This is a genomic window from Dolichospermum compactum NIES-806 (assembly GCF_002368115.1).
Classification (GTDB): Bacteria; Cyanobacteriota; Cyanobacteriia; order Cyanobacteriales; family Nostocaceae; genus Dolichospermum; species Dolichospermum compactum.
The window spans coordinates 1519136-1532889 of record NZ_AP018316.1; the positions used below are offsets into that span (position 1 = coordinate 1519136).

Here is a 13754-nt window from a genome sequence, read left to right on the forward strand (position 1 = left end):
GTGTGACACTTGCGTAAGTCCTATCTCTAACACCTCTCACAAGTTTAATCCCAGTTCGCTGGTAATCTTCCTTTAACTTATATAAATTCAAAATGATATGTTGACGATATTCAGATAAAATTTGGATAAGTTCTAACAGAGAAATTTGGTGATTTAACTTCGACATAAAACCCCCTAACTTTTATCAATTAAAAACCGGATTTCCCTCTCTGCGCCTCTGCGTCTCTGCGTGAGAAAAATCCCTCTCTTCCTCAAGATAGTATATTTGTACTAAAAAGTCAACTTATCCAAATCAAGACTAAAATAAAAATAGCTTTACAATTCTTCATAATTAAAACAAAACAATGGCGCGAGATTTACGGGGATTCATTAAAATTCTAGAAGAAAGAGGGCAATTGAAGCGAATTTCAGCTTTGGTTGATCCAGATATGGAAATTGCGGAGATTTCCAACCGAATGCTGCAAAAAGGTGGTCCAGGCTTACTATTTGAGAATGTCAAAGGTGCATCTTTTCCCGTCGCAGTTAACTTAATGGGGACTGTGGAAAGGATATGCTGGGCGATGAACATGGAAAAACCAGAGGAGTTGGAAACCTTGGGAAAGAAGCTAAGTATGCTTCAGCAACCCAAACCACCGAAAAAGATTTCCCAAGCTATAGATTTTGGTAAAGTGCTGTTTGACGTGGTGAAAGCTAAACCGGGAAGGGACTTTTTTCCGCCTTGTCAACAGGTGGTAATTGAAGGGAATGATCTAGATTTAAATAAGTTACCTTTAATACGTCCTTATCCGGGAGATGCCGGAAAGATTATTACGCTAGGATTGGTAATTACTAAGGATTGTGAGACGGGAATCCCTAATGTAGGCGTGTATCGTTTACAGTTACAGTCTAATAATACTATGACTGTACATTGGCTATCGGTGCGAGGTGGTGCAAGACATTTACGCAAAGCGGCAGAACGTGGTAAAAAGTTAGAAGTTGCGATCGCTCTGGGTGTAGATCCTTTAATCATTATGGCAGCAGCCACACCCATTCCTGTAGATTTATCAGAATGGTTATTTGCTGGATTGTATGGCGGTTCTGGAGTTAACTTAGCCAAATGTAAAACCGTAGATTTAGAAGTCCCCGCAGATTCCGAATTTGTTTTAGAAGGCACAATTACACCGGGGGAAGTTTTACCGGACGGACCTTTCGGCGACCACATGGGATATTATGGCGGTGTGGAAGATTCGCCTTTGGTGCGGTTTCAGTGTATGACACACCGCAAAGATCCAATTTATCTTACCACATTTAGCGGGTTGCCACCGAAAGAAGAAGCCATGATGGCGATCGCTCTTAACCGCATTTACACCCCTATTTTACGGCAACAAGTATCAGAAATAGTTGATTTTTTCCTACCAATGGAAGCGTTAAGTTACAAAGCTGCGATTATTTCCATAGATAAAGCCTATCCTGGACAAGCACGACGAGCAGCTTTAGCGTTTTGGAGTGCGTTACCACAATTCACCTACACAAAATTTGTGATTGTCGTTGATAAAGATATCAATGTTCGTGATCCCCGTCAAGTAGTTTGGGCAATTAGTTCCAAAGTTGATCCTACCAGAGATGTATTTATATTACCAAATACTCCCTTTGATACGTTAGATTTTGCTAGTGAAAAACTTGGTTTAGGTGGGAGAATGGGCATAGATGCCACTACAAAAATTCCTCCAGAAACAGAACATGAATGGGGTGAACCATTAAAATCAGATCCCGATGTTGCGGAAATGGTAGAAAGACGTTGGCAAGAATATGGTTTAGCCGATTTACAATTAGGAGAAGTTGACCCTAATTTATTTGGTTACGATATGAGGTAACACTCACGCTTTCCCTTCTTTATCAGGAGGGGAGTGTGATTTGAAGATCAGAAACTTGAAAAACCTAATTTGATGATAATGTATAGAAAGCTGATAATATACAGAAAATCACAGAATATAACAATTAACTGAATTATGTCCAATTTAACAACAATCACTCAACTACAAAGGATTATCTTCTCGATATTCCTAACTTTAATTCTGAGTTTCATAATTCCTGCAACTGCTTCAGCTTCTAGCTTAGGAATTGAGTCAGGTAATCTTAGTTCTTGTCCAAGTTCTCCTAATTGTGTTGTCAGTCAAAATGCTGATGCTAAACACGCTATTGAACCGATTACCTATCATATAGAACGAGATAAAGCGAGAGAAACTTTACTCAAAGTTCTGACTGTTGTTCCCCGCACCACAATTGTATCACAAACAGATAATTATATTCATGCAATTTCTAAAAGTCGTATTTTCAAGTTTGTTGATGATGTGGAGTTTTATTTTCCTAGCGATAAGTCAGTTATTCATATCCGTTCTGCATCTCGTGTAGGAGATTCTGATTTTGGTGTCAACCGCACACGCTTAGAACAAATTCGGTTAGCTTTACGGGATTTGAATATTTAATGTAATTTAATTTGTCTGAATCAGGATTTCCAGGATTTAAGGATTAACAGGATGAGAATAGAGATTTTATTACTAATGACCAATGACCAATTCTCTATTCTCTATTTCCCAGGGCGAAAATACTTCCCACAACAAAACCTCCAAGATGCGCCCAATAAGCGACTCCTCCCGTTTCTACACTCATTTTAGCTGCTGCTTGGAGACTGGCAAAACCAGCGATAAGATTTTGTATAAAGAAAATACCAATAACTACTAATGCAGGAATATTAATTGTGGTGATGAAAAAACCGAGGAAGACTAATGTGGTAATTCTTGCGTGGGGAAACCAGATTAAGTATGCACCTAAAACTCCAGAAATTGCCCCACTTGCACCCAAGGAAGGAATAGTGGAGTACATACCAATAAACCATTGACATAAAGCAGCTATAGCACCACAGGTTAAATAAAACAATAGATATTTAAAATGCCCTAAGCGGTCTTCAATATTGTTACCAAATACCCACAGATAGACCATATTGGATATTAAGTGCCACCAACCTCCATGCAAAAACTGTGAGGTAAACAAGGTTGTCCACTCTCCACTCCAGTTGATTGTTAATTCTTGCGGTATTACCGCATACAATTGAAAAAATTGTTCTAGTTGTAAATTCGACAAACTTATTTCATGGAAAAAAACTAGAATATTCATGCCAATTAAACCATAGGTAAAATATGGCGTAATTCGGGTCGGGTTTTCATCGTAGAGGGGAAACACAAATATTGTTCCTAATCATTATTAATATCACTATAACAGGAGTCAGTAGTTGGGAGTCAGGAAGGAAAAATGAAGAATAAAGAATATTTTTATCCTATAGTGCTTATCGGTTGAGTGAGATATAAGAACCCCACCCCCAACCCGCAAGCGATGAGGGGGCTAAGATGTATCTTATTCAAGTGATCCTATATTACCTAATCCCTGTTACCTAATTACAAAAGATTTGCTGATTCATAGAGTCTTCTGATAATAGCTATAATTTTGATGCCGTAGTCTAAATCCGCAGACCAGCGCCCTGATAATTGATTAACTGAGGGAGCAATACCTCTGGTAACAAAACGGAATCGAGGATCTACTTCTGGCTGGACTAAAGGTTCTAAACTAGCATAGGCTTTTAAATGTTGAATATGCGCTCTAACACCAATTCTGGCGCTGGGAAATGATGCTCCTTCAGCACCACCTCCAACTCCACCCAAGCCGGCAAAGTTATTTTGTTGGGGTTTAATGTCAGTCCCAAAACGTAAAAATCCAGTTTCTAAACACATTTGACAAAAAGCAATGTCATGATTTATGCCTTCAATGCTTGCTTCTTCTCGATATAGTTTGGGAAGATCAGGAAATTGGGTAATGGCACTTTCATTATTGATTTTTAGAAATGCTTGTAATTGTCCTTCTGATGTATTGCCATTGGAGATAAGTTGTTCAAATTGTCCGGGACAAACTGCTAAAATTGAGCGTAGTTCTACTGTGCGTGAGGTGCTATCCCAACCAATAGAAATATTCGATTCTCGAAGTTCTACGGCTTTGATATAAACTATTTGCCGATAGGTAATTCGGCGTAAATTAATTGTTTTTGAGATATTAATCCGTAACCGATCTACTAAATCAATGGGGATGTAAGCATTACCATTAATTAATAGTCCTTGTTCTGAGTAATTTTGTCCATTGATATTAATGTTAATACTGGGATAATTTTCGGTTGTTGGTTGTTGAGGATTATTTGCTTGACTCCAAGTAGTTAGTCCTTCGGCAATTCCGATGGCAAAATCACGACGACGATTTTGTAATAAAGCCCGATCTTCGGGACTGCTAAGGAAACCAACTTCTAGTAATATGGCGGCGATCGCTGTTTGACGACAAAATTGCAAGTTACCCAAGCCACTATCTGTATCTGGTTTTACTCCGCGATTGGGTAATTGGGGGATACGACGCAAAAGTGCCATCAATAACATTTCTGCATTTTGCTTGCGCTGATCATTTTTGGCAATATAAAATGCACTTGCGCCGCGCACAGTTGGATTATTAGCCGCATTGGCGTGAATTTCTAAGGCTACATCTTTGGCATTAGCACGAGAATTAATCCAGGCAATAGTTTGAGCCGCACTTAAATCGTCAGGAACAGCTAAAACTTCTAAATTACGAGTCCGCAGTTCTATCACCACCAAATCCCGCAAAAGTATCATTTCCTTTGCTTCCGTTGTGCCACCAGCGATCGCACCGGGGTCATTTTTACCCGCTTCTGTGCCACCATGTGCCGCAGAAATAAAAATCCGTCCCATTTTCACCTATTTCCGTTGTTAAGTCCCAGCAATTGCAATTCTATAAATTAGTGATCGCTTCTGCAATTCTTCTAGACACAAAAGGCAAAATTTCCCGACTCTTAGCTTGTTCTTTCCCTTCCGTAAACACCACCAACAGATAAGGACGCTGATCCGGTAATTCAATATAAGCCGCATCATGACGGATTGTGCTTGTCCAACCTGCTTTTGACCAGATTTGACTATTTTCAGGTAATCCACCGCCTAAAAAGCCTGTAACTTGGTTCTCGTCCCCATCTTGAGTTAACTCTTCTGGCTTAATACTGCGTTTGAGTAAATTCATCATAGATTGCGATCGCTCACTCGAAACCGTCACCCCACCCACGATACTATGTAACAATCTCGCCGTTGCATCCGTCGTCAGCATATTCCGATTTTCAAACATCTCCCCATAAAAAGCCCTTTCCCGTCCATAGGGACCATCACCCCAAGTCTTTTGACAGACATTAACCGCCTTCATCTCCTCCCAGCCCAAAGACTGGTAATAACGATTAATAATATTGCGTTGATATTTCCAAGTTTCAAAAGGACCAGGAGATAATTGTGGACCTGAAGTAGTTCCACTGACAATATCCACAATTAAACTAGTCGCATCATTGCTAGAATCAACTATCATATCCCTCAAAGCTCGGTCTAACTCTCCCGAAGCATGACTCATTCCTTTCTCTAGCCATTCTTGCACCACCACCAGATAAAATAACTTCACCACACTGGCCGGATAAATCCGTTCTCCCCCCCGATAGCTAAAACCCCGCACCGGATGTTCCCAAAAAGCATTAGGAGTCAGCGCACCACCCGTATTCACAGGTGCAGGATGATCATATACAACCCAAGTGAGTCCAATTTGATTGGGCGCTAAAGTGGAGAATTTCGCCCAAGTTGCCTCTAAAATTTGATTACCGATATTTTCTAGTTGTTGGTCTTGATTAAAAAAAACCATTTGTAAATAATGTCCTTATGGTATTAAGAGTCTAGGTTCTGGCTTAATCCTATCATTACCTGTATAATTACTGAAGCAATAACTATGATTAGGCTGATTTCAGGTAATTTGTCATGACATTTGATTTAACAAGATTTTATCAAGCTTGCAATCCAAATAAAACCCTTGATAAAAGCAAAGCTGAAGATAGACAATATTATATTGATTTTTCCGAGGTGCGGGGTGCGGAAATAATTAGAGAATTAAAAAGAACTATTACCCTGCTTTCTCCAGAAACACCAACTTGTCAATTATTTACAGGACATATTGGTTGTGGAAAATCCACCGAATTGTTGCGGTTAAAAGACGAGTTACAAAAAGAGGGATTTCATGTAGTTTATTTTGAATCTAGTCAAAGTTTAGATTTAGGAGATATTGATATTACAGATATTTTACTAGCAATAGCTAGAGAAGTTAGTCAAAGTTTAGAAGCGGCACAAATTAAACTCAAACCAGGATATTTTCAAAATCTATTTACAGAAATAGCTGAACTATTACAAACACCCTTGGATATTGGTGTAGAAGCAGAATTATCAGTAGGTATTGCCAAAATTACCGCCAAAACTAAAGATAGTCCGAAACTGCGGAGTCAACTACGACATTATTTAGAACCGCGAACTAATGGAATTTTAGAATCAATTAATAAAGAATTACTTGTACCTGCACAAGAAAGATTGAAAAAACAAGGTAAATCAGGTTTAGCAGTAATTATTGATAACCTAGATAGGATAGATAATGCACTTAAACCCAATGGTCAATATCAACCAGAATATCTATTTGTAGAACGGGGTGAACAATTAAATCAATTAAAATGTCATGTTGTTTATACAATTCCCCTAGTTCTTATATTTTCTAACGCATTAGGAAGATTAACAAATCGCTTTGGAGTAGATCCTAAAGTGTTACCAATGGTAGCGATTAAACAAAGAACAGGTGCGGATTATCTAGCAGGAATTACACTACTGCAAGAAATGATCATGAAAAGAGCTTTTCCTGATGTAAATTGGTCAGAAGGTCAAAATTTAATTATAGAAATATTTGATAGTCCCGAAACATTGGAAAGACTTTGTAAAGTTAGTGGTGGTCATTTGCGTAACTTGTTAATGTTATTATTTCGTTGTTTGCAAATGGAAGATACCCCAATTTCTCGAAAATGTTTAGAAACAGTCATTAAAAAACGTTGTAATGAGTTAAATTTAGCAATTACACCTGACGAATGGGAATTACTCAAAGAAGTATGGACAACAAAAACCTATAATGGTGATGAAAAATATGATATCTTACTCCGGAGTATGTTTGTATTTGAATATCGAGATGAAGATGGTTCTTGGTTTGATATTAATCCAATTTTGATAGAATCAAAGGAATTAATGTAATGTCTGGGTTTTACCCCACCTTAACCCTCCCCTTTGTGAAGGGGAAGGAACTAGATTCCGGTTTCCCCCCTTTGTGAAGGGGGGATTAAGGGGGGTGAAACATATTAACTAAAATGATAAAATCAACACCATGAATAATTCAGAAAGTCCTCCTGAGAATAATAATCAATCGTTACGAACTATATTAAGGGCAATTAATTTCTCCCAAGGTCAATTATCACTGATTTTCCTGCGTTGCAATTATGCAAAATTACGTCAAGAAATATCAGCACAACTTCACCAAGTTTCTTCTATACCAATTAGAGAAATAACCTTAACAGAATCAGTTAAAAGTTTGTATAATCAAATCTCTCAAGAATTGGGAAATGAACAACCACAAGCTTTAATGATTTCTGGTTTAGATTGTGTGAAAAACATTAATGCAGTTTTGAGTTTATCTAACCAAAGTCGAGAGGAATTTAGAAAAAACTGTCCTTTTCCGATTTTGATTTGGATAGATGATCAAATTCTCAGAAAAATTATTAGAGTTGCACCAGATTTAGAAAATTGGGGGAGTATTCTAGATTTTGAAAATGATACTGATGATTTAGTTAATTTATTGCAAGAAACAACACAAGAAATATTTACTAATGATGTTATTCCCAGTCCTCAAGTTTACCAAGAAATAGAATCTGCACGTCAGGATTTACAAAATAGAGGAGAAGATATAAACCCAGAAATACAAGCAGGTTTAAATTTGGCTTTTGGTTTACGGGAATATCAACAAGATCATTTAGATGATGCTTTAATTTATTATCAACGAAGTTTGCAATTTTGGCAAAGTCATCATAATTTAGAAAGTCACGGGATAACATTGGTTAAAATATCTTTAGCTTATACTCGAAAAGCAGAAATTAGTAATACCGAAGATCAGGAAGATTGGCAAAATGCTAGAGACAATTTACAGCAAGCTTTAGATATTTTTGAACAAGCAGTAAGGTTAGATTTAATTGTTGAATATATCAACTGTTTAGGAGAAATATTACGACAGCAAAAAGCATGGAATGATTTAGAAAAACTTGCTCAAAAATCATTGAAATTATATGAAAACCTCTCTCCTTGTAGGAGAGAGGCTTTAATTCCCCCTTTCCTGGTAGGGAAGGGGGTTAGGGGGTTAGGTAAAAATTATGGTTTTCTCGCAGAAGTAGCTTTAGAAAATAAAGAATGGCTAAAAGCAAATCAAAATGCCGAAAAAGCCCTAGAAATTTTAAGCAATCTTCCTCATGTACCATCTCATGAACGCAGTTTATATCGCTTATTTATGGCACTTTCTCATATAGGTTTAGGGGAGATATATATAGCAATTGAAATTTTAGAATTTACTAAAAATGAAAGTCTTCCTCAATATGACCCTAAATTATATATTGATATATTAAAAAAATTAAGTTCGCTATATTTTCAAGAAAAAGAATATTTAAAATCATTTAATCTGAAACAAGAACAACTCCAAACTGAACAACAATATGGTTTTCGCGCTTTTGTTGGTGCTTCTTATTTAAACCCCCAACGCAAAGTTATTAATTCTGCAAATGCAGAAATTGACAATATAGGAACAATAGCACCAGAAATTTCTGCTTCTGGAAGAGAACAAGATGTTAAAAGGTTGCGAGAAAGAATTGCGGGAACTCAAGATAAATTAACTGTAATTCATGGACAATCTGGAGTTGGTAAAAGTTCGATTTTACAAGGTGGTTTAATTCCCGCATTACAACAAGAACCTATTGGAGAACGTGACGCTTTACCGATACTTTTAAGGGTTTATACAAATTGGGTAGAAATTTTAGGAGAATCCTTAAAATCAAATGTACAAACATTATCCAAATTAAATGTAGAGACGAGAATCCCTACCCATAGAACGTCTCTACACTCTACGGTTACAATTATTCAACAATTGCGAAAAAATGCCGATAGAAATTTATTGACCGTTTTGATATTTGACCAATTTGAAGAATTTTTCTTTGTGAATAATGACCAAAAACAAAGAAAACCGTTTTATGACTTTTTACGAGTCTGTTTAGATATTCCTTTTGTGAAAATTGTCCTTTCTTTACGAGAAGATTATTTACATTATTTATTAGAATTAGACCGTTTGTGTGATTTAACAGTAACTAATAATAACATTCTGGATAAAAATATTCGTTATTATTTGGGTAACTTTTCTCCCACAGATACTAAAACTGTAATTAAAACTCTCACCGAAAAAACCCGCTTTTATTTACAAATAGCATTAATTGATGAATTGGTTAAAGATTTAGCGGGGGATATTGGAGAAATTAGACCAATTGAATTACAAATTGTGGGAACACAATTACAAACTGAAAAAATTACTACTTTAAAACAATATCAAGATTTTGGTAAAAAGGAAAAATTAGTAGAGAAGTTTTTAGAAGATGTGATTAAAGACTGTGGTGCAGAAAATGAACAAGTTGCACGACTGGTTTTATATTTACTTACCGATGAAAATTTTACCAGACCTTTAAGAACTCGCGCTGAGTTAGTAACACAGTTAAGAGAAGCAAGTGAAAACCTGGATTTAGTCTTAAATATTTTCGTTGCGTCGGGTTTGGTGTTACTGTTACCAGAATCTCCTGCGGATAGATATCAATTAGTTCATGATTATTTGGTGGAGTTTATTCGTCAACAACAGGGAAATGAGTTATTAGCGAAATTAGCTAAAGCCGAAGCAGAATTAGAACTATCAAAACAAAATGAGTTATTAGCAGCAGAAAAATTAAAACAGGAACAGGAAGCTAGACAGCTAGTAGAGGATGCAAAAATTGAAGCTGATAAAAAAATTCAAGAAGGAGAAAAAAGATTAAAATTAAGTTCTGGTTTAGCTGTGGGTTTGGTAATAGTTGCGGGTATGGCTTCTGTTTATGGGATGAATCAGTTGAGAGAAACTAATGTTGCTAAAGAAAAACAAACTGAATTACAAGCACAAACGCAAAAATTAGCAAGTCAAACCCAATATCTAAAACTACAATCTCAACAAGCAGAGAAAAATAAACAAAAAGCAGAAAATAAATTTAAGTTAGCAGCACAGAATACTAAAAAAGCACAAGAAAATCTATTAGCAGCTAAAACTAAGTTAGACGAAGTAAATAAACAAGCTGAAACACTAAAACAGAAAAATATAGAAGCAGAGTCAAAAATTCAAACAGCTAACGATAATATAAAAGCTGCGGAAACAAAATCACAACAAGCAAAGATACAACAACAACAAGCAGAAAATAAAGCTCAACAGGCTCAAAAAACTTTTATTCAAGCAGATGCAGCTAAGAAAGAAGCCCTGCTAGTTACCAAACTAGAACAAGGTGGAGTCAATGTTTTAAGACAATTCCAACTTGAAGAGTTACCATCTTTAGTATCTGCGGTACAGAATGGCAAAACTTTAAAAACATTAGTTAAAAATAAGACTTTGGATCAATATCCCACCATTAGCCCTATTTATGCCTTAAATAATATCCTCGACAACATAAAAGAACGTATCCAATTTAAAGGGCATCAGGATTGGGTAAGGAGTGTGAGTTTCAGCCCCGACGGTAAAACCATTGCTACGGCATCCAATGACAATACAGCGCGGTTGTGGAACTTGCAGGGGCAACTCCTCCAGGAATTTAAAGGGCATCAGGATTGGGTAAGGAGTGTGAGTTTCAGCCCCGACGGTAAAACCATTGCTACGGCATCCAATGACAATACAGCGCGGTTGTGGAACTTGCAGGGGCAACTCCTCCAGGAATTTAAAGGGCATCAGGATTGGGTAAGGAGTGTGAGTTTCAGCCCCGACGGTAAAACCATTGCTACGGCATCCGATGACAAAACAGCGCGGTTGTGGCCTGTGCGGGATTTAGATCGGGTAATTAAGGATGGTTGTGATTGGTTAAAGGATTATTTACACAATCCGCAGATTAATTTGAGTGATAAGGATAGGCGGTTGTGTGATGGTGTGTGAAATTGTCAGAATTTTTTGTCAGAATCAGGATGTCCAGGATGATAGGATTGACAGGATTTTATTTTTGGTGGGATGTGAGGATTTTTTAATGATAAGAAAATTAATCTAAACATTCACATAAAAAATAATAAACTACCATCCTGTACATCCTCAAATCCTGTAAATCCTGATATGGCTAACGCCACGCTTCGCTATCAGACAAAAAGAAAATTCATCCAAATATTCACATAAAAACAATACCTTGTCCATTTTTTGTAGGTCGGGTTAAGCGACAGCGCAACCCGACGCATTTTTTGGGTTATGGCTATCGCCACACTATGGCTAACGCCACGCTCCGCGAACGTGAACGTGCCTCAACCCAACCTACAAATCAAGACTTTTTTCAATTTGGACAAGGTATTGTAAAAAATGATAAATTACCATCCTGTACATCCTCAAATCCTGTAAATCCTGATTCAGACAATATACTTATGTCAATAAACTTACTAATTCCCCATTCCCCAACAACGGAATATTTCTGTAACACTAACCTAAATATCTATGATTCCCCTGAATGTGTCCGTTTAGCGACCCAAGCCGCCACAGGAAGACATTTACAAATAATATCAAATCATCAAGATAAAGCAATTGCAGTATGTTTATGTGAAGATGACTATCCAGGATGGTTATCACTTCCAGATTTGCAGTTTCTGCAACCCACAGAAACAAGATATCAACCCCAATTCATCTCAGCCGCAGAAATTCAACAACACATACCCACAGTTATCGCTTTTACCCAAGCCGCAAAACAACAAGATAATTATTACCTTTGGGGTGGCACAGTTGCACCTAATTATGATTGTTCTGGTTTAATGCAATCAGCATTTAAATCTGTCGGTATTTGGCTACCCAGAGACGCTTATCAACAAGAAGCTTTTTCTCAAGCAATTGATATTACTGAATTACAACCAGGAGATTTAATATTTTTTGGAACTCCTCAAAAAGCTACCCACGTGGGATTATATTTGGGTAATAATTGCTATATTCACAGTTCAGGAAAAGATCAAGGACGCAACGGTATTGGTATTGACCAACTTTCGGAACAAGGAGACAAAGTTAGTCAGGCTTATTATCAACAATTACGCGGCGCTGGTAGAGTTGTGAAAAGTTATGTTGGTAATTCGTAATTCTTAAAGAAGTTGGATGTATAAAAGTAGATCATAGCCCCCTCCCCGCAAGCAAGGAGGGGGTTGGGGGCTCACAAGGGTAGGTTTTTAATATTGTCTGTGAAGGCAAGACTGGGAAGACTTGGAGGGAACGTAGACAAGGAAGATTTTATCCGCACAATAGTCTTTTAACGGTGTGTTATTGTTGCCAAAAAAAACATCATCCTGTAGGGTTTTCCTCCCTTGTCACCTTGTCCACCTTGTCGCCCAAGTCTTGCCCTCACCAGAATGTAAAAAACCTACACCTGTCAGGGGGGTTGGGGTTGGGGTTTTTGAGCTACCTATATCAACTTCCCAACCATGTAAAATTAACTATCAGTTATCACTTATCAGTAATGATCAATCACCAATTACCAATTACTAATCACCGTTCGACTGACGCTCACGGCGGAAGCCAATCACCAATTTTAGATGTATCTGTAGTTGTCCCCATAAAAGATGAGGTCGAAAGTTTACCTTTATTACTAAAAGCCATTTCTACGACTCTCACAGCTAGTGAATTGAATTATGAAATTATTTGTGTAGATGATGGTTCTAGTGATGGTACAGCAGAATTTCTCAAAGCACAAGCGCAAATTCGCACTGATTTAAAAGCGGTGATTTTGCGACGTAACTATGGACAAACTGCGGCTATGTCTGCGGGCTTTAATTATGCTACAGCTAAAGTAATTGTGACTTTAGACGCTGATTTGCAAAATGACCCCGCTGATATTCCAATGTTATTAGCCAAGTTAGATGAAGGTTATGATTTAGTTAGTGGTTGGCGGCAAAATCGCCAAGATGGGGCGGTCAATCGGTTGCTTCCTTCTAAAATTGCCAATTGGTTAATTCGTGGGGCTACAAGCGTCTATATTCATGATTATGGTTGTTCTCTGAAAGCTTATCGGTCTGAATTGGTGGCAGATATGAATCTTTATGGGGAACTACACCGCTTTTTACCTGCTTTGGCATATATCGAAGGGGCAAGAATTACAGAAGTACCTGTGCGTCATCATGCGCGACGGTTTGGACAAAGTAAGTATGGGATATCGCGGACGTTCCGGGTATTGATGGATTTATTAACTATTCTATTTATGAAGAAGTTTCTCACCCGTCCTATGCACGTTTTTGGCTTGTTGGGATTAATTTCCATGATTACTGGTGGGGGAATAGGTATATATTTAACTTTCATTAAATTGGCCTTTCATGTAGATATTGGTAGCCGTCCTTTGTTGATTTTGGCAGTGTTACTGTTGGTAACAGGAGTCCAGTTATTTTGCTTCGGTCTTTTGGCAGAATTACTGATGCGAACTTATCATGAATCTCAAGGACGACCAATCTATCGGGTGCGAGAAGTTGTGGCAAAAAATGTTAAGTAACGTAACAATAGAGAAATAATACTTTTTG

Annotated in this window: 9 protein-coding genes; 6 read left to right on the top strand and 3 right to left on the bottom strand. The window is 37.4% G+C overall.

What is annotated here, in order from left to right; genetic code table 11:
* Positions 1-344: 344 nt before the first annotated feature.
* Both CA730_RS07460 and CA730_RS07465 read left to right on the top strand, forming a co-directional pair.
* The gene (locus tag CA730_RS07460) at positions 345-1853 is read left to right on the top strand and encodes a UbiD family decarboxylase (protein WP_096665777.1); all 1509 of its coding nucleotides are present in this window, start codon (positions 345-347) and stop codon (positions 1851-1853) included.
* 135 nt (positions 1854-1988) lie between these two features.
* On the top strand, positions 1989-2465 hold the full coding sequence (locus CA730_RS07465; protein WP_096665780.1) for a DUF1499 domain-containing protein: 477 nt from the start codon (positions 1989-1991) through the stop codon (positions 2463-2465).
* A 94-nt stretch (positions 2466-2559) separates the two neighbouring features.
* On the opposite strand, the gene CA730_RS07470 is transcribed toward CA730_RS07465, so the two are convergent.
* The 3 genes from CA730_RS07470 to CA730_RS07480 form a co-directional block, all read right to left on the bottom strand.
* Positions 2560-3219 carry a rhomboid family intramembrane serine protease gene (locus CA730_RS07470; protein WP_096665783.1) on the bottom strand — a complete coding sequence of 220 codons (660 nt, stop codon included), beginning with the start codon at positions 3217-3219 and terminating at the stop codon, positions 2560-2562.
* A 212-nt stretch (positions 3220-3431) separates the two neighbouring features.
* Positions 3432-4778, bottom strand: a complete 1347-nt coding sequence (gene tftA / locus CA730_RS07475) for a hormogonium tapered terminus morphoprotein TftA (protein ID WP_096665786.1) — start codon at positions 4776-4778, stop codon at positions 3432-3434.
* 40 nt (positions 4779-4818) lie between these two features.
* Positions 4819-5757 carry a serine hydrolase gene (locus CA730_RS07480; RefSeq protein WP_096665789.1) on the bottom strand — a complete coding sequence of 313 codons (939 nt, stop codon included), beginning with the start codon at positions 5755-5757 and terminating at the stop codon, positions 4819-4821.
* A gap of 113 nt (positions 5758-5870) precedes the next feature.
* Between CA730_RS07480 and CA730_RS07485 the strand changes: the two genes are divergently transcribed.
* From CA730_RS07485 to CA730_RS07500, 4 genes are all read left to right on the top strand, one after another.
* Positions 5871-7172, top strand: a complete 1302-nt coding sequence (locus tag CA730_RS07485) for a P-loop NTPase fold protein (RefSeq protein ID WP_096665791.1) — start codon at positions 5871-5873, stop codon at positions 7170-7172.
* Positions 7173-7302: 130 nt separating this feature from the next.
* Positions 7303-11163 (top strand): nSTAND1 domain-containing NTPase, encoded by a 3861-nt coding sequence (locus tag CA730_RS07490; protein ID WP_096665794.1) that lies wholly within the window; start codon positions 7303-7305, stop codon positions 11161-11163.
* A gap of 470 nt (positions 11164-11633) precedes the next feature.
* On the top strand, positions 11634-12329 hold the full coding sequence (locus CA730_RS07495; RefSeq protein ID WP_096671350.1) for a C40 family peptidase: 696 nt from the start codon (positions 11634-11636) through the stop codon (positions 12327-12329).
* 374 nt (positions 12330-12703) lie between these two features.
* Complete coding sequence (locus tag CA730_RS07500) at positions 12704-13726, top strand: glycosyltransferase family 2 protein (RefSeq protein WP_096665797.1); 1023 nt, start codon at positions 12704-12706, stop codon at positions 13724-13726.
* The last annotated feature ends 28 nt before the right edge of the window (positions 13727-13754 follow it).

Bases quoted from the DNA above. Each gene is read 5' to 3' on its own strand.
- CA730_RS07460 (WP_096665777.1), top strand. From the start codon at position 345: ATGGCGCGAGATTTACGGGGATTCATTAAAATTCTAGAAGAAAGAGGG.
- CA730_RS07465 (WP_096665780.1), top strand. From the start codon at position 1,989: ATGTCCAATTTAACAACAATCACTCAACTACAAAGGATTATCTTCTCG.
- tftA (WP_096665786.1), bottom strand. From the start codon at position 4,778: ATGGGACGGATTTTTATTTCTGCGGCACATGGTGGCACAGAAGCGGGT.
- CA730_RS07480 (WP_096665789.1), bottom strand. From the start codon at position 5,757: ATGGTTTTTTTTAATCAAGACCAACAACTAGAAAATATCGGTAATCAA.
- CA730_RS07485 (WP_096665791.1), top strand. From the start codon at position 5,871: ATGACATTTGATTTAACAAGATTTTATCAAGCTTGCAATCCAAATAAA.
- CA730_RS07490 (WP_096665794.1), top strand. From the start codon at position 7,303: ATGAATAATTCAGAAAGTCCTCCTGAGAATAATAATCAATCGTTACGA.
- CA730_RS07495 (WP_096671350.1), top strand. From the start codon at position 11,634: ATGTCAATAAACTTACTAATTCCCCATTCCCCAACAACGGAATATTTC.
- CA730_RS07500 (WP_096665797.1), top strand. From the start codon at position 12,704: ATGATCAATCACCAATTACCAATTACTAATCACCGTTCGACTGACGCT.